This is a genomic window from Coprococcus sp. HPP0074 (genome assembly GCF_964238105.1).
Classification (GTDB): Bacteria; Bacillota; Clostridia; order Lachnospirales; family Lachnospiraceae; genus Faecalimonas; species Faecalimonas umbilicata.
In genome coordinates this window covers 353,349-369,513 of the sequence record NZ_CAXSKS010000001.1, presented here as the reverse complement: position 1 = coordinate 369,513, position 16,165 = coordinate 353,349, and the positions used below count along the sequence as shown (strand labels likewise).

Below are 16,165 nucleotides of genomic sequence, written 5' to 3'. Positions count from 1 at the left end.
GCAGAATGAAAAGACAGTATGAAGCACCAGTATTAGAAATTATCGAGTTTGACGGAGAGAGCATTATTACGATGAGTGGAGTTGAGAGTTCGTCACAGAATGATAATATGCTTGATGTTGGAGGAACTGGCTGGGGAGAATAATCCTAGTCAGGAAGAGATGACATAAGAAGGAAAGTGAGACGGCGGCAGACTTTTGTCTGTTGCCGTCTCTTTCTGTGAGCAGCAGGCAGAACGCCTCACAAAATTTTCTTCGATTGATTTTCTTCTTTTCTTATCGTATAATGTTTTATACGAGTGAAAACAGAGAAAGAGAGTGCAGAAGGAATATGAAAGCAGGAAAACAAAGGATGGCATTGCTGAGGATTGTGGCGGTAGTAGTCACCGTCATCGGGATCATTGGCATTGCTGCGGCGCTGTGGGCAGAGAAGAAAAAGGAGCAGCAGTGGGTTTCGAGCAATGCAGAAATTACCGCACGGATTAAGCCGTTTGAGGAGGAGAAGCGTGTATTAGAGAAGCAGGATAAGGAATGGCTGCAGCGGTTGGAGAACACGAGAAATGGAGGGACTTGTGTTCTGCTTGGCTTTGCAAATGCAAATCAAACGCTTACACAGGATATACTCCAGATCATGACAGAATATGGATATCGAGGAACATTTCCGCTGCAAAATGGGTTAGTACCGGGAAGCTCGCCGGAACTGATGAGTATGGAAGCATTTCATGGCATGCTTGGAAGCGGATGGGAATATGTGTTCCAGACAGAGTCTCCGGGAGGAGAAGATGAGGAGCAGTGGGTACAACAATTGGATGCCCAGATTGCAGCATGGAATGGTGCGGGGATCGGGACACCGGGGGGATATTTTTTCTCTGAGGGGCAAAGTTCCGAGAGCAAGGAGGAAGATCTGAAGGGGCGAGGATTTTCGGTATGGGCGGTTCCGCAGCAGTCCGGAGGCTATATTGGGAATCTGGAAGATGGTGTACTTCCGGTGAAGACTGTGGTAGTGTCAAAGCATGCAATGACGATGGAGTCTGCCCTCACGAATGCGATAAGCAAAAAGAAGTCGGTGGCATTTTTGTTTCCGGAAGTGACTTCTCAGATAGAAGGTGACGGGGAAGCCATTACACCTGAGACGTTTCGAAAGCTTCTGTCAGAGATCAAAGAAAAGGAGATGGCAGGAGCCTTGCAGGTGATGACCTATTATCAGTACTACCAGTATCGCGTGCAGTGCCAGGCGGAAGCAGAAGCATTGAAATTGGAGTATGAGATTTTTTGCCAACAGAAAGATGCAAGAATCAAAGAACTGGATGAGGAAATCCGAAACGTACTGGAAGAATATCGATAAAATGAGAAATCCCGTCGGGAAGAGATTCCATTTTTGATAAAATTATGATATACTGGTAACGTAAGAGTCCTGGTATGTCTATATATCAATGACAAAAGAGAATAAGGAGCGAGACAGATGAAGAGAGTATTACTGAAGCTCAGCGGAGAAGCGCTGGCAGGAGATAAAAAGACAGGTTTTGATGAGGCGACCTGTATCGGAGTCGCAGAGCAGGTAAAACAGCTTGTAGATGCAGGAATCCAGGTTGCGATCGTGACCGGAGGAGGCAACTTCTGGAGAGGAAGAACGAGCGAGACGATCGACCGCACGAAAGCGGACCAGATCGGGATGCTGGCGACAATCATGAACTGTACTTATGTGTCTGAGATTTTCCGCCATGTGGGAATGAAGACAGAAGTATTTACTCCATTTGTATGTGGAGCATTCACGACTCTGTTCTCCAAGGATGCAGCTGTGAAAGCGCTTGAAGAAGGAAAGGTGGTTTTCTTTGCCGGAGGTACCGGACATCCGTATTTTTCTACGGATACAGGTGCGGTTCTGCGTGCGATTGAGATCGAGGCAGAGGCAATGCTCGTTGCGAAGACGATCGATGGCGTATATGACAGTGATCCGAAGATAAATCCGGAGGCTGTGAAGTACGATGAGATTTCGATCAGTGAAGTGATCGAGAAGAGACTGGCCGTGATCGATCTGGCAGCATCTATCTTATGTATGGAGAATCAGATGCCTATGCTCGTGTTTGGTTTGAGCGAGGAGAATAGTATCGTAGAGACGATGACAGGAACATTTACAGGAACGAAAGTAACTGTATCATAAAAAGAAGCGGAGGAATATAGCAATGAATGAAAGACTGAATGTATTTAATGAAAAAATGGAGAAATCTTACAACAGCCTGACAAGTGAACTGGCAACGATCCGTGCAGGACGTGCAAACCCACATGTGCTGGATAAGCTGACAGTAGACTACTATGGATCACCAACTCCGATCCAGCAAGTGGCGAATGTATCTGTGCCGGAAGCGCGCATGATCCAGATCCAGCCATGGGAAAAATCAATGGTAAAAGAGATCGAGAAGGCAATCCTGACTTCTGATATCGGAATCAATCCGACCAATGATGGTACAGTCATCCGTCTTGTATTTCCAGAGCTGACAGAAGAGCGAAGAAAAGAACTTGTGAAAGATGTTAAGAAAAAAGGAGAAGCAGGAAAGGTTGCAGTTCGTAACATCAGACGTGATGGAAATGATACGTTTAAGAAATTAAAAGGAACAGAGGTTTCTGAAGATGAGATCAAGGATCTGGAAGATGAATTACAGAAACTGACAGATAAGTACATCGCACAGATCGAAAAAGCTGTTGAGGCAAAATCAAAAGAAGTGATGACTGTCTAAGAAGAAATTCTGTGTGAGGCACACAGTGTTTTATTTCTGATCTGAGACAACAGAAGAAAAAAAGGAGGATAAGCAAGGGGGATGAAGTGACGTCTGACCTTGCTTATCCTATTAGAGAGGAGAATTTGATTAGATGAACGTACCACAGCATATTGCGATCATCCTGGATGGGAATGGGCGTTGGGCGAAGAAGAAAGGAATGCCGAGAAATTACGGGCATGCCCAGGGAAGCAAAAATGTAGAGCGGATCTGTGAGGAAGCATATAAGATGGGTGTCAAGTATCTGACGGTCTATGCGTTTTCTACAGAGAACTGGAACCGGCCAAAAGGGGAAGTCGATGCGCTGATGAAGCTTCTCAGAAATTATATGAAGACTTGTTTAAAGACTGCCGAGAAGAACCGAATGAAAGTGCGCGTGATCGGAGACTTGACAGGACTTGATGAGGATATCCGCACAAGGATCTTAGAACTTGAGGAGGCTTCGAAGAATAACGATGGTCTGAACTTCCAGATTGCGATCAATTATGGAAGCAGGGATGAGATCGTCCGTGCAGTGAGAACTCTTGCCAAGGACTGCAAAGAGGGAAAGATAGAGGCGGAGAAGATCACAGAAGAGGTGTTGGAGTCTTATCTGGACACACATGGGATTCCGGATCCGGATCTTTTGATCCGTACAAGCGGAGAATTGCGGCTCTCCAACTATCTGCTCTGGCAGCTTGCCTACACAGAATTTTATTTTACAGATGTGTTATGGCCGGACTTTACGAAGGAAGAATTGCGAAAGGCGATTGAACAATATAATCGCCGTGACAGACGTTTTGGAAAGACAGGGGAGGAAGATACAAATGTTTAAGACAAGATTGATCAGCGGGATTCTGCTTGTGATCGTGGCGCTGTTTGCAATCGTCAGCGGAGGAGATATTCTGTTTGGAATTCTTCTTGTTCTCAGTCTGATTGGAATGAGTGAACTTTATAAAATTGCAGATGTGCATAAAAAACTGCTTGGTGTGACAGGCTATGTGGCAGCAGCAGCTTACTATATTTTGCTGCACAGAGTAGCGGCGGGAAAAGCGCCGGGAGCATTTGCAGCGGGCCAGATCAATGAGATTACCTGCATCGGAATACTCTTTTTGATCGTGTTGATGGCAGTTTATGTGTTTTCTTTTCCGAAATATCGCTCAGAGCAGGTGATGCTGACTTATTTCGGAATGTTTTATGTGGCAGTGATGCTTTCTTACATCTATCAGACAAGACTGCTTGCACACGGGGCATTTCTCGTAGGACTTGTGTTTATCTGCTCCTGGGGATGTGATACGTGTGCGTACTGTGTCGGAATGCTGATCGGTAAACATAAGATGGCTCCGAAGTTAAGTCCGAAGAAGTCTGTGGAAGGTGGTATCGGTGGGATTGTAGGCGCTGCACTTCTTGGAGCGCTCTATGCTGCGGCAATCAATTATTTCGCGCCGGATGTGCAGGCAAGTGCATTCGCGTATGCATTTATTTGTGCAGTGGGCGGTATGATCTCACAAGTGGGAGATCTTGCGGCATCTGCGATCAAACGAAACCATGACATCAAGGACTATGGCAAGCTGATTCCGGGGCACGGCGGTGTGTTGGATCGGTTTGACAGTGTGATTTTTACAGCGCCGGTGATCTATTATCTCGCTGTGACGATAATGAAGTAGGTGAATGAGATGAAAAAGATAGCAATTTTAGGTTCGACAGGCTCCATCGGCACACAGACGTTGGAGGTTGTGAGAGAAAATAAAGATATCGAAGTATCAGGACTGGCTGCGGGGAATAATATAGAACGACTGGAAGCGCAGATTCGGGAATTTGCACCGAAAGTTGTGGCAGTCTGGAGTGAAGAGCGCGCAAAGGAACTGGCAGATAAGGTCAGAGATCTTGATGTGAAGATTGTATCTGGGATGGAAGGGCTGATTGAAGTATCCACACTTTCGGAAGTGGAGATCTTAGTGACTGCAATTGTAGGAATGATCGGGATTCGGCCGACGATTGCGGCAATTACGGCCGGAAAACATATTGCGCTTGCCAATAAGGAGACACTTGTGACTGCAGGGCATATTATCATGCCGCTGGCAAAAGAACACGGAGTATCGATCCTTCCGGTGGACAGTGAACACAGCGCCATTTTTCAGTCTTTGCAGGGCGGGCAGGAGCGGGCGCTCCACAAGATCTTGCTCACAGCTTCCGGGGGACCATTCCGCGGAAGAAGATGGGAAGACCTTCAGAACGTGCAGGTGGAGGATGCCTTGAAGCATCCGAACTGGGAGATGGGAAGGAAAATTACGATCGATTCTTCTACGATGGTCAACAAAGGGCTGGAAGTGATTGAGGCAAAATGGCTCTTTGGAGTGGATGTAGATCAGATTGAGGTTGTTGTGCAGCCGCAGAGTATCATTCACTCCATGGTAGAATATGTAGATGGCGCGGTAATCGCCCAGCTTGGCACACCGGATATGAAGTTGCCGATTCAGTATGCACTCTACTACCCGGAGCGCAGATATCTGCCGGGAGACCGGCTGGATTTCAGAGGGCTTGCACAGCTGACCTTTGAGGAGCCGGATTTGGAGACCTTCTATGGGCTGCGGCTGGCATACGAGGCAGGAAAGGTAGGCGGAAGCCTTCCGACGGTGTTCAATGCTGCAAATGAAAAGGCAGTGAGTAAGTTCTTGAACCGGGAGATCAGATTTTTGGAGATACCGGAGATGATCCAGGCATGCATGGAGGCGCATAAAAATATCGCCAATCCTTCTGTGGATGAAATACTGCAGACAGAGGCAGAAACATATGACTATATAGAAAGCAGGTGGTAACAGATGGGCATTCTTCTTGCCTTGTTACTTTTTAGTTTCATTGTAATTGTCCATGAACTTGGACATTTCTTACTAGCAAAGAAAAATGGGATCGATGTATCAGAATTTTCTCTTGGAATGGGACCGAGGATCCTAAGCTTTGAGCGGGGAGGCACGAGATACTCGTGGAAACTTTTGCCGTTTGGAGGATCCTGTATGATGGGTGAAGATGAGATTGACGATCAGTCGGCAGGAAGCTTTAACAGCAAATCGGTTTGGGCAAGGATTTCTGTCATAGCGGCAGGACCGGTGTTTAATTTTATTCTCGCGCTCATCTTTGCGGTGATCCTTGTTGCCTGGGTTGGTTATGATCCGGCCGTTGCAGACGATGTAATTCCGGGGTCAGCGGCAGAAGAAGCCGGATTGCAGAAGGGCGATGTCATTGTGAAGATGAATCATAAGGATATCAATCTCTGGAGAGAGGTACAGGTATATAATCAAATGCATCAGGGGGAGACAGTCACGGTCACTTATGAGCGGGATGGAAAAGAACATCAGGTAGATATCAAGCCGAGGATGGATGAAGAAACGGGGATGTATCTGCTTGGTCTGACCGGAAAGGCGCAAAATGAGAAGGCGGACGGACTGAAGGCGCTTCAGTATGGAGTCTATGAAGTAAAATATTGGATCTGTACGACATTGGATGGCTTGAAGATGCTTGTCACCGGAAAAGTCGGTCTTGACCAGATGGCCGGCCCGGTAGGAATTGTAAACCTTGTAGATGATACTTATGAGGCTGCGAAACCGGCGGGAATGGCAATTGTATTCCTGAATCTGATGAACATCGGAATCTTGTTATCGGCAAACTTAGGGGTGATGAATCTGCTTCCAATTCCGGCGTTAGATGGTGGAAGACTGGTATTTTTGATCCTGGAAGTGATCCGTGGCAAGCGAATTGCGCCGGAGAAAGAGGGAATGGTCCATTTTGCAGGATTTGTGCTACTTTTTGGATTGATGATCTTGATTTTATTCAATGATGTGAAAAATCTGTTTCTGTAAAATTTTTCCAGATCAAAGGATATGTACAGGCGCTCTTTTATAGGGCGCCTGCTGTGAGAGAAAATTAGGATTTTGTAGAAGTTGGTCCTATGAAATAAAAAAAGAAGTAATCACATGACGGTATGATTACTTCTTTTTATTTCTATTTGATTAAGCTTTCTAATTAAGCAATTCCGTTAACAGCTTTTGTTAAACGAGAAACTTTTCTAGCGCAAGTGTTCTTGTGGTAAACACCTTTAGAACCAGCTTTGTTGATCTCAACGATAGCAGCTTTTAAAGCTTCTTCAGCAGCAGCTTTGTCGCTGTGAGCAACAGCAGTCTCTACTTTTTTCACGTAAGTTTTTACTTTTGATTTAATTGCTTTATTTCTAGCAGCTTTTGTTTCGTTTACTAAAATTCTTTTTTTTGCAGATTTAATGTTAGCCAAATCGTACACCTCCAAATATGTGATTTTTTTATTTTCTATTCGTTAGGGTAATTCGGCAGATTCGGACACGGACGTTCTGTCGAACACACTTATTTAGTTTAATGGATAGAATCTGTTCTGTCAATACATATTTCCCATTTTTTTGTAAAAACTATTAAAAAACAGAGTGGAAATGAGGGGAAGAATGTAATGTTGGAAAATTATAATATTCGTACGGACTTGGCGCTGGAGACAAGGGAACGGTTTGTGTCGGATCATGTGGAGATTCCGGGTGTGAGTGTGGAAGAGACTTACGACGAGGAGAGAGAGATCCGGACGACCCGTGTCGTTGTTGAGACAGAGAATGGAGCGAAGATGATGGGAAAGCCAGTCGGCACATATCTGACTATCGAGGCGCCGAATATGGCTGTGCCGGATGAAGATTATCACAGGGAAATTTCAAAAAAGCTGGCAGAGGATATCAAAGAACTCGTACCGGAACGAAAGGAGGAAGTATCTGTCCTCGTGGTAGGGCTTGGAAACCGCGAGGTGACACCGGATGCACTCGGACCTTATGTGGCAGACCATTTGCATGTCACACGGCACATCGTAAAAGAATATGGGAAATATGCGATGGGAAAAGATCAAGTATATCTTGTCAGTGCTGTAGTGCCCGGGGTTACGGGGCAGACTGGAATGGAGACGCTGGAGATTGTGAAGGGGGTTGTGGAGGAAACGGAGCCGGATTTTGTTGTGGCGATCGATGCGCTTGCGGCGAGAAACAGCAAAAGATTAAACCGGACGATTCAGATTACAGATACCGGAATCTGTCCGGGATCTGGTGTGGGGAACCACAGGCTGGCATTAAACAGTGAGACGTTGGGTGTCAAGGTGATCGGGATCGGTGTTCCGACTGTGGTAGATGCGGTGACGATCGTCAATGATACGATGGAAAACTTCATCGTAGCGCTGGAGTCTTCTGAACTGCTCAAAAGTGTAGGGGAGACGCTGCGCAGTTACAACGAGGCAGAGAAGCAGGAACTGATCCGGGAGCTGATCGCTCCGCATCTGAACGGGATGTATATGACACCAAAAAATATTGATGACACTATCAAGCGGGTGAGTTTTACAATCTCGGAGGCGTTAAATATCTTGTTTTCGGAAGGGACAGCCTCATAAATTTTTTGTTTGGCTCATATAGTTTAAAGGCAGGGCGATTGTGGCAGGATGGACAAGAGCAGCAGAAAATAGTGGGGAAGTGGATGCGTGAAAAAGAGATGGAAGCTGACAGGGACAGGAAGTATGACTGGAAAGATCGCAGTCTTTCTTGTGCTTTTATGTATTTTGCAAAATATGGGGACAGTTTTTGATGAAAAGGCAGTGGCAAAAAGTGTGCAGAAGAGGGCAGAGGAGCGATACCTGCCTTCTCTCTCCTATTTAAAAGCGGAACCTGTTCTTGCTCCGGGGGAGTGGATCGCAAAGCAGGCGATGCAGATTTTGCCTGCCGGTGGATATCTGCGGCGCCAGAAAGTTTATCGGGCATCGCTGGAGGATGAAGAAACGTACGAGATGATCCTGAAAAAGCAGGCGGAGGATGAAAATGAAGTGGGGGCAGATGGAAAACTGGTGAATCCAGAGAAAGCGGTAACGGTGGAGGAGCCGCCCAAGATGGCTCAGGTTCCCCCGGAGATGTCTATAGAGAAGCTACGGGATTTTGATTATCTGCTCAGCAATTTTTATACGGTGGACAGTGCGACTATGATTGGACCGGATCAGTTGAATGCGGATGACCTCCTGTCAAGGAGCATGAAGATTGAAAAGCAGGGAGATGCACCCAAAATTCTTATTTTCCATACGCATTCGCAGGAAGCTTTCATCGATTCCGTGGAGGGAGATACAGACACAACGATCGTCGGGATGGGGAAGCTTCTTGCAGAGCGGTTAAATGCACTTGGGATTCCGACGATCCACCATCCGGGTGTCTACGATCTGATCAATGGACAGTTGGACCGGAGCGCAGCATATGAGTATGCGGAGGCGGGAGTGCGGCCAATCCTTGAAGAGCATCCAAGCATCGAAGTTGTGATCGATCTTCACCGGGACGGCGTGGGGGAGGATACGCATCTGGTGACAGAAGTAAATGGAAAACCGACTGCGCAGATTATGTTTTTTAATGGGTTGAGCCGGACAAAGGATAACGGAGATATCGCATACCTTCCAAACCCATACATACAGGACAATCTGGCATTTTCACTTCAAATGAAGTTGGCGGCAGAACAGATGTATCCTGGATTTACAAGGAGGATCTTTCTCCGTGGGTACCGCTACAGTCTGCACATGCGCCCGAAGTCGCTTTTAATTGAGGCAGGGGCGCAGACAAACACGGTAGAGGAAATGAGAAATGCGATGGAATTGCTTGCAGTGACACTTCAGAAAGTGATTGTGGAAAATCCATAAAAACAGGAGTTTAGAAGTAGAAAGAACAGCTGTTCGAAAATAAAGTTGAAAATCCTGAACATTTGTGGTAGAATGTGTGAAGCTTTGATAAAGAACGTGAAAGGACAGGGGTAAATGGCTAAGAAAAATACATATGATGCAGATAGTATTTCGGTGCTCGAAGGGCTGGAGGCGGTCCGGAAGCGTCCGGGAATGTATATAGGAAGTGTGTCTACAAAGGGACTGAATCATCTGATCTATGAGATTGTGGATAATGCGGTGGATGAACATCTCGCCGGATTCTGTAATAAGATCAGTGTTTTTTTAGAAAAAGACGGTTCGGCTACGGTGGAGGACAATGGACGAGGAGTTCCAGTCGGCATGCACCAGAAGGGAATTTCTGCAGCGAGGCTTGTCTACACGACCTTGCATGCGGGAGGAAAGTTTGATGATTCGGCTTACAAGACAAGCGGTGGACTCCATGGTGTCGGATCTTCCGTAGTCAATGCGTTGTCAGAATATATGGATGTGAAGATCAGCCGGGACGGCGGGGTACACCATGACCGGTATGAGCGGGGGATTCCGGTCGTAGAGCTGGAAGACGGTCTTCTCCCGGTGATCGCAAAGACGAGAAAGACCGGTACACTTGTGAATTTTTTGCCGGATGGAGAGATTTTTGAGAAGACAAAGTTTAAGGCAGATGAGGTGAAGAGTCGTCTGCATGAAACGGCGTATCTGAATCCGGAACTGACGATTATCTTTGAGGATCGGAGACGAGAGCAGACAGAACATATTGAGTTTCATGAGCCGGATGGGATCATCGGTTTTATCAAAGATATGAACCAGAAGAAAGAGGTCATCCATGAGCCAGTCTATTTTAAAGGGGAAGCAGAAGGCATCGAGGTGGAAGTGGCATTTCAGTATGTCAATGAGTTCCATGAAAATGTGCTTGGTTTCTGCAATAACATTTACAATGCGGAGGGCGGTACGCACCTGACTGGATTTAAGACGACCTTTACTACAGTTATCAACCAATATGCGAGGGAGCTTGGGATTTTAAAAGAGAAAGATTCCAATTTTACCGGAGCGGATATTCGAAACGGGATGACGGCGATCGTCTCGGTAAAGCATCCGGATCCTAGATTTGAAGGACAGACGAAGACGAAACTTGACAATCCAGATGCATCCAAAGCTACGGGAAAGGTGACCGGGGAAGAGATTGTTCGCTACTTTGACCGAAATCTTGAGACGTTGAAGAAGGTGATCGGCTGTGCAGAGAAAGCGGCGAAGATCCGCAAGACAGAAGAACGTGCAAAAACGAATCTGCTGACGAAACAAAAATATTCGTTTGACAGCAACGGAAAGCTTGCAAACTGCGAGAGCCGTGATGCATCAAAGTGTGAGATCTTTATCGTTGAGGGAGATTCGGCGGGAGGATCCGCAAAGACGGCGCGTGACCGGATGTATCAGGCGATCTTGCCGATCCGTGGAAAGATTTTGAATGTGGAGAAGGCAAGCATTGATAAAGTGCTGGCAAATGCGGAGATCAAGACGATGATCAATGCGTTTGGGTGTGGGTTTTCAGAAGGATATGGGAATGATTTTGACATCAGTAAGCTCCGCTATGATAAGATCATTATCATGGCAGATGCAGATGTGGACGGAGCGCATATTTCTACATTGCTTCTGACCTTATTCTATCGCTTTATGCCGGAGTTGATCTTTGAGGGACATGTCTATATTGCGATGCCGCCGCTTTACAAGGCGATGCCGAAGAAGGGTGAGGAAGAGTATCTGTATGACGATAAGGCACTCGAACAGTACCGGAAGCGTCAGACCGGCCCGTTTACTCTGCAGAGGTACAAAGGTCTCGGGGAGATGGATGCAGAGCAGCTTTGGGAGACCACATTGAATCCGGAGACAAGAATGTTAAAATTGGTAGAGATTGAAGATGCGAGAATGGCATCTAGTGTGACAGAGATGCTGATGGGAAGTGATGTTCCGCCGAGACGTGCATTTATCTATGAGAATGCGGCAGAGGCAGAACTGGATATATAGTTAGGTGAGGTAAAATATGAACGAGCAGCAAGTGATAAGAACCGAGTATTCGGATGTGATGAAGAAGTCTTACATTGATTATGCGATGAGTGTCATCATAGCAAGAGCACTGCCGGATGTCCGGGATGGTTTAAAGCCGGTACAGAGAAGAACGCTCTATGATATGTATGAACTTGGGATCAGATATGACAGACCATACAGAAAGTGTGCCCGTATCGTCGGAGATACGATGGGTAAATATCACCCACACGGTGACAGTTCCATCTATGAGGCGCTGGTTGTTATGGCGCAGGATTTTAAAAAGGGAATGGTGCTGGTAGACGGTCACGGGAATTTTGGGTCGATAGAAGGGGACGGCGCTGCGGCGATGCGTTATACGGAGAGCCGTCTGGCCAAGATTACGCAGGAAGTGTATCTGGCAGATCTTGATAAAGACATTGTAGATTTTGTGCCAAATTTTGACGAGACAGAAAAAGAGCCGGAAGTGCTTCCGGTCAGAATTCCGAACCTCCTTGTCAATGGTGCGGAGGGAATCGCAGTCGGTATGGCCACGAGTATCCCGACACATAACCTGGGTGAGGTGATCGATGCAGTAAAGGCATACATGAGGAACAATGAGATCACAACGGAAGAACTTCTGACATATCTGAAGGGGCCGGATTTCCCGACCGGGGGCATCGTAGTCAACAAAGATGATCTGCCATCCATCTATGAGACCGGTACAGGAAAGATCAAACTTCGCGGAAAAGTAGAGGTAGAGAATGGAAAAGGCGGAAAGAAACGTCTGGTCATCTCTGAGATTCCTTATACGATGATCGGCGCAGGGATCGGAAAGTTTTTGAACGATGTCTGTGCACTGGTGGAGGCAAAGAAGACAAATGATATCGTAGACATCTCGAATCAGTCTTCCAAAGAAGGGATCCGTATTGTTCTCGAACTGAAAAAAGATGCGGATATTGAAAACCTGAAAAACATGCTCTATAAGAAGACGCGTCTGGAAGATACGTTTGGGGTGAACATGCTTGCAGTTGCCGATGGAAGACCGGAGACGATGGGGCTCCGTCAGATCATCGAACACCACGTAGATTTTCAGTTTGAACTGATGACGAGAAAATATAAGACATTGCTTGCAAAAGAACTTGCGAAAAAAGAGATTCAGGAAGGTCTGATCAAGGCGTGTGACGTCATTGACTTGATCATTGAGATCTTAAGAGGCAGCAAGTCGATCAAAGATGCGAAGGAATGCCTGATCCACGGAACTGTGGAGAATATTACGTTTAAGACAGCGGCATCCAAGAAAAAGGCAGCAAAACTGTGTTTTACCGAGAAGCAGGCAACAGCGATTCTGGAGATGCGCCTCTATAAACTGATCGGTCTGGAAATCGAAGCGCTCATGAAGGAACATGAAGAGACGTTGAAAAACATTGAAAAGTATGAAGATATCCTGAACAATTATGATTCGATGACAAATGTGATCATTGACGAATTAGAAGGATACAAAAAGGCTTATGCAAGAGAACGCCGCACTGTGATCGAGAATGGAAAAGAGGCAATCTATGAAGAGAACAAGGTGGAAGAACAGGATGTGATCCTGCTTCTGGATCGCTTCGGATATGCAAAGACTGTGGATGTAGCAACGTATGAGCGGAATAAAGAAGCCGCAGACAGCGAGAACAAGCACATCGTTCCTTGTAAAAATACTGGAAAAGTTTGTATTTTTACGAATACCGGAAAGATGCATCAGGTAAAAGTCTCAGATATTCCATATGGAAAGTTTCGAGATAAGAGTGTTCCAATCGATAATCTGGGGAACTACGACAGTGCGCAGGAAGAGATCGTATATCTCTGTGCGGAAGAAGAATTAAAAGATGCGAAACTGCTATTTGTGACAAGGCAAAGTATGCTAAAACAAGTGGCCGGAGAAGAGTTTCTTGTATCAAAGCGGACGACTGCGGCAACGAAGCTTCAGGAAGCGGACGAAGTCGTTGCGATTATAAAGGTTTTGGAAGAGCAGAATATCGTGCTTCAGACGGAAGGAGGATATTTCCTGCGGTTTCTTCTTTCGGAGGTGCCGGAGAAGAAAAAAGGCGCAGTCGGTGTGCGCGGAATGAAGCTGCAAAAGAGTGACCGGATTGAGCAGATTTATCTGTTTGCCGACGGGGTTGACACAAAGGGAAGTTATCAGGAAAAAGAAGTTTCCTTAAACCGGCTTAAGTTAAATAAGCGGGATGGAAAAGGGACGAAGACACGATTATAAAGCGAAAGCGGCAAAAAGCGCTTGCTTTTCCCAGAGAGTTGTGCTATGCTCTTTAATAGATTGATATGTAACTGACAGAAGAGTGGGCAAGACGTCCACTCTTCTTTGTATCATGCAGATTTGTCAGAGACGAAAGAACAAGAACAGAAAGGAAGAGATGATTTGTCAAAAAGAGAAGTGTATGAACAGAAAACAGAAGAACTGATTCTGCCGATCGTGGAGGGCAATGGATTTGAGCTGGTAGATGTGGAGTATGTAAAGGAAGGAAGCAACTGGTACCTGCGCGCTTATATCGATAAACCGGGAGGAATTGCAGTAGATGACTGTGAAGTAGTCAGCCGTGCATTTTCAGAGATTCTGGACCGGGAGGATTATATCGAGGATACTTATATTTTTGAAGTCAGCTCTCCGGGACTTGGAAGACCGCTAAAGAAAGAGAAAGATTTTAAACGCAGTCTGGGAGAAGAAGTGGAGATCAGAACGTACCGTGCGATCGACAGACAGAAGGAATTTACCGGTATTTTAAAATCGTATGACAAAGACACTGTCACTATCGAATATGAAGATGGTGAACCGAAGACATTTGAGAGAAGCGAGATCGCATTGATCCGTCTTGCACTTGATTTTTAAACAGTTAGGAGGAAATAGAAATGAACACTGAGTTATTAGAAGCGCTGACGATCTTAGAAGAGGAAAAAGACATCAGCAAAGAGACCATGTTAGATGCAATTGAGAATTCATTGATGAATGCCTGCAAGAACCATTTTGGAAAAGCAGATAACATTAAGATCATCATGAACAGGGAGACATGCGATTATTCCGTATTTGCGGAGAAAGTCGTTGTGGAGGAAGTAGAAGATGAGGTGATGGAGATCAGCCTTGCAGATGCAAAGATGATCGATTCAAAATTTGAACTTGGCGACATTGTCCAGATTCCGGTAGAATCAAAGGAATTCGGAAGAATCGCCACACAGAATGCAAAAAACCTGATCCTCCAGAAAATCCGCGAGGAAGAAAGAAAAGTGGTTTATGACCAGTATTTTGAAAAAGAAAAAGATATCGTTACAGGTATCGTTCAGAGATATGTTGGCAAAAATGTAAGTATTAACCTTGGTAAGGCAGATGCGATGCTGACAGAGAATGAACAGGTCAAAGGAGAGGTATTTAAGCCGACAGAGCGTATCAAACTGTACGTGGTAGAAGTAAAGAATACGACAAAAGGACCGAAGATCTTAGTTTCTCGTACACATCCAGAACTTGTAAAGCGTCTGTTTGAGTCAGAAGTGGCAGAAGTCAAAGACGGAACAGTAGAGATCAAGAGTATTTCCAGAGAAGCAGGTTCTCGTACAAAGATCGCCGTATGGTCCAATGATCCAGATGTTGATCCAGTTGGAGCATGCGTCGGAATGAACGGTGCAAGAGTCAATGCGATTGTCAACGAACTGCGCGGGGAGAAGATCGATATCATCAACTGGAGTGAGAATCCGGCAATCTTAATTGAGAATGCATTAAGCCCGGCAAAAGTTATTTCTGTTATGGCAGATCCGGATGAGAAGACAGCAAGTGTGATCGTTCCAGATTACCAGCTTTCTCTTGCAATCGGAAAAGAAGGGCAGAACGCAAGACTTGCAGCGCGTCTGACTGGCTATAAGATTGACATTAAGAGCGAGACACAGGCCATTGAGGCAGGAGATCTTCCGGAAAACTATATGGATATGGCGATGGAAGCAGCAGAAGTGGATGAGCCGGAGCAGACAGAGGACTATCTGGCAGATGAAGAATAGAAACGGAGTGATTGTTTGGGCAGCGTAAAGAAGATTCCTATGCGGAAGTGCGTAGGATGTGGTGAAATGAAAAGTAAAAAAGAGATGATGCGCGTACTGAAAACGTCAGAAAACGAATTCATTCTGGATGCGACCGGCAAGAAAAACGGTCGCGGGGCATACCTTTGCTTTTCACGGGAATGTCTGGAAAAGGCAGTGAAAAACAGAGGGCTTGAGAGATCTTTCAAACAATCCATTCCGGCAGAGGTATATGAACATTTAAAAGAGGAGATGGATGCGATTGAAACAAAGTAAAGCACTTTCGCTGATCAGTCTGGCGACCAAGGCGGGAAAGACAGTAAGCGGAGAGTTTTCAACAGAGAAAGAGACAAAGTCAGGAAGAGCAGAACTTGTCATTGTGGCAGAGGATGCTTCTGACAATACAAAAAAGAAGTTTCAGAACATGTGTGATTTCTATGAAGTACCAATTTATTTTTATAAGGATAAAGATACGTTGGGGCATGCAATGGGAAAAGAATTCCGGGCATCGCTTGCCGTGCTGGATGCAGGATTTGCAAAGGGAATTAAGAAGCAGATAGAGGATGAGAGGCAGACAATGGCATAGAGGAGGTAGAGCG

General features: G+C 45.8%; 17 protein-coding genes. 16 read left to right on the top strand and 1 reads right to left on the bottom strand.

The genetic code is table 11. From position 1 onward, the window contains the following. Window positions 1–5 precede the first annotated feature (5 nt). The 8 genes from ACESPO_RS01790 to rseP all read left to right on the top strand — a co-directional run bounded on the left by ACESPO_RS01790 (window position 6) and on the right by rseP (window position 6,607). The gene (locus ACESPO_RS01790) at window positions 6–143 is read left to right on the top strand and encodes a hypothetical protein (RefSeq protein ID WP_499788368.1); all 138 of its coding nucleotides are present in this window, start codon (window positions 6–8) and stop codon (window positions 141–143) included. A 206-nt stretch (window positions 144–349) separates the two neighbouring features. Next, window positions 350–1,342 (top strand): hypothetical protein, encoded by a 993-nt coding sequence (locus ACESPO_RS01785; RefSeq protein WP_499788367.1) that lies wholly within the window; start codon window positions 350–352, stop codon window positions 1,340–1,342. A 117-nt stretch (window positions 1,343–1,459) separates the two neighbouring features. Next, window positions 1,460–2,158 (top strand): UMP kinase, encoded by a 699-nt coding sequence (gene pyrH / locus ACESPO_RS01780; RefSeq protein ID WP_499788366.1) that lies wholly within the window; start codon window positions 1,460–1,462, stop codon window positions 2,156–2,158. Between the two features lie 22 nt (window positions 2,159–2,180). Continuing rightward, window positions 2,181–2,732 (top strand): ribosome recycling factor, encoded by a 552-nt coding sequence (gene frr, locus ACESPO_RS01775; RefSeq protein ID WP_009261735.1) that lies wholly within the window; start codon window positions 2,181–2,183, stop codon window positions 2,730–2,732. 133 nt (window positions 2,733–2,865) lie between these two features. Further along, window positions 2,866–3,585 carry an undecaprenyl pyrophosphate synthase gene (gene uppS, locus ACESPO_RS01770; protein ID WP_008975836.1) on the top strand — a complete coding sequence of 240 codons (720 nt, stop codon included), beginning with the start codon at window positions 2,866–2,868 and terminating at the stop codon, window positions 3,583–3,585. Next, window positions 3,578–4,417 carry a phosphatidate cytidylyltransferase gene (locus ACESPO_RS01765; protein WP_499788365.1) on the top strand — a complete coding sequence of 280 codons (840 nt, stop codon included), beginning with the start codon at window positions 3,578–3,580 and terminating at the stop codon, window positions 4,415–4,417. The genes uppS and ACESPO_RS01765 overlap by 8 nt, the downstream gene beginning before the upstream one ends. A 9-nt stretch (window positions 4,418–4,426) precedes the next feature. After that, a complete protein-coding gene (locus tag ACESPO_RS01760; RefSeq protein ID WP_499788364.1) occupies window positions 4,427–5,569 on the top strand; it encodes a 1-deoxy-D-xylulose-5-phosphate reductoisomerase in 1,143 nt (380 codons plus the stop codon). Between the two features lie 3 nt (window positions 5,570–5,572). Then, on the top strand, window positions 5,573–6,607 hold the full coding sequence (gene rseP, locus ACESPO_RS01755; RefSeq protein WP_016438994.1) for an RIP metalloprotease RseP: 1,035 nt from the start codon (window positions 5,573–5,575) through the stop codon (window positions 6,605–6,607). Window positions 6,608–6,770: 163 nt separating this feature from the next. On the opposite strand, the gene rpsT is transcribed toward rseP, so the two are convergent. Beyond that, window positions 6,771–7,034 (bottom strand): 30S ribosomal protein S20, encoded by a 264-nt coding sequence (rpsT, locus tag ACESPO_RS01750; RefSeq protein WP_009261739.1) that lies wholly within the window; start codon window positions 7,032–7,034, stop codon window positions 6,771–6,773. Window positions 7,035–7,223: 189 nt separating this feature from the next. Between rpsT and gpr the strand changes: the two genes are divergently transcribed. From gpr to ACESPO_RS01710, 8 genes are all read left to right on the top strand, one after another. Further along, a complete protein-coding gene (gene gpr / locus ACESPO_RS01745; protein WP_009261740.1) occupies window positions 7,224–8,192 on the top strand; it encodes a GPR endopeptidase in 969 nt (322 codons plus the stop codon). A 123-nt stretch (window positions 8,193–8,315) separates the two neighbouring features. Then, the gene (locus ACESPO_RS01740; RefSeq protein ID WP_499788432.1) at window positions 8,316–9,470 is read left to right on the top strand and encodes a stage II sporulation protein P; all 1,155 of its coding nucleotides are present in this window, start codon (window positions 8,316–8,318) and stop codon (window positions 9,468–9,470) included. Between the two features lie 114 nt (window positions 9,471–9,584). Continuing rightward, the gene (locus tag ACESPO_RS01735) at window positions 9,585–11,507 is read left to right on the top strand and encodes a DNA gyrase/topoisomerase IV subunit B (RefSeq protein WP_008975829.1); all 1,923 of its coding nucleotides are present in this window, start codon (window positions 9,585–9,587) and stop codon (window positions 11,505–11,507) included. 16 nt (window positions 11,508–11,523) lie between these two features. Then, window positions 11,524–13,764 (top strand): DNA gyrase/topoisomerase IV subunit A, encoded by a 2,241-nt coding sequence (locus tag ACESPO_RS01730; protein WP_009261742.1) that lies wholly within the window; start codon window positions 11,524–11,526, stop codon window positions 13,762–13,764. Window positions 13,765–13,926: 162 nt separating this feature from the next. Beyond that, complete coding sequence (rimP, locus tag ACESPO_RS01725) at window positions 13,927–14,394, top strand: ribosome maturation factor RimP (protein WP_009261743.1); 468 nt, start codon at window positions 13,927–13,929, stop codon at window positions 14,392–14,394. Between the two features lie 20 nt (window positions 14,395–14,414). Then, window positions 14,415–15,548, top strand: coding sequence for a transcription termination factor NusA (gene nusA, locus ACESPO_RS01720; RefSeq protein ID WP_008975826.1), 1,134 nt, complete (start codon window positions 14,415–14,417; stop codon window positions 15,546–15,548). 15 nt (window positions 15,549–15,563) lie between these two features. Next, entirely contained in the window at window positions 15,564–15,842 is a 279-nt protein-coding gene (rnpM, locus tag ACESPO_RS01715; RefSeq protein WP_009261744.1) for an RNase P modulator RnpM, read from the top strand. Continuing rightward, window positions 15,823–16,152, top strand: coding sequence for a L7Ae/L30e/S12e/Gadd45 family ribosomal protein (locus ACESPO_RS01710; protein ID WP_009261745.1), 330 nt, complete (start codon window positions 15,823–15,825; stop codon window positions 16,150–16,152). The genes rnpM and ACESPO_RS01710 overlap by 20 nt, the downstream gene beginning before the upstream one ends. Window positions 16,153–16,165: the final 13 nt, after the last annotated feature.

Excerpts from the sequence above, each read along its gene's own strand:
- ACESPO_RS01790 (WP_499788368.1), top strand. The coding sequence starts at position 6 with ATGAAAAGACAGTATGAAGCACCAGTATTAGAAATTATCGAGTTTGAC.
- ACESPO_RS01785 (WP_499788367.1), top strand. The coding sequence starts at position 350 with ATGGCATTGCTGAGGATTGTGGCGGTAGTAGTCACCGTCATCGGGATC.
- pyrH (WP_499788366.1), top strand. The coding sequence starts at position 1,460 with ATGAAGAGAGTATTACTGAAGCTCAGCGGAGAAGCGCTGGCAGGAGAT.
- frr (WP_009261735.1), top strand. The coding sequence starts at position 2,181 with ATGAATGAAAGACTGAATGTATTTAATGAAAAAATGGAGAAATCTTAC.
- uppS (WP_008975836.1), top strand. The coding sequence starts at position 2,866 with ATGAACGTACCACAGCATATTGCGATCATCCTGGATGGGAATGGGCGT.
- ACESPO_RS01765 (WP_499788365.1), top strand. The coding sequence starts at position 3,578 with ATGTTTAAGACAAGATTGATCAGCGGGATTCTGCTTGTGATCGTGGCG.
- ACESPO_RS01760 (WP_499788364.1), top strand. The coding sequence starts at position 4,427 with ATGAAAAAGATAGCAATTTTAGGTTCGACAGGCTCCATCGGCACACAG.
- rseP (WP_016438994.1), top strand. The coding sequence starts at position 5,573 with ATGGGCATTCTTCTTGCCTTGTTACTTTTTAGTTTCATTGTAATTGTC.
- gpr (WP_009261740.1), top strand. The coding sequence starts at position 7,224 with ATGTTGGAAAATTATAATATTCGTACGGACTTGGCGCTGGAGACAAGG.
- ACESPO_RS01740 (WP_499788432.1), top strand. The coding sequence starts at position 8,316 with ATGACTGGAAAGATCGCAGTCTTTCTTGTGCTTTTATGTATTTTGCAA.
- ACESPO_RS01735 (WP_008975829.1), top strand. The coding sequence starts at position 9,585 with ATGGCTAAGAAAAATACATATGATGCAGATAGTATTTCGGTGCTCGAA.
- ACESPO_RS01730 (WP_009261742.1), top strand. The coding sequence starts at position 11,524 with ATGAACGAGCAGCAAGTGATAAGAACCGAGTATTCGGATGTGATGAAG.
- nusA (WP_008975826.1), top strand. The coding sequence starts at position 14,415 with ATGAACACTGAGTTATTAGAAGCGCTGACGATCTTAGAAGAGGAAAAA.
- ACESPO_RS01710 (WP_009261745.1), top strand. The coding sequence starts at position 15,823 with ATGCGATTGAAACAAAGTAAAGCACTTTCGCTGATCAGTCTGGCGACC.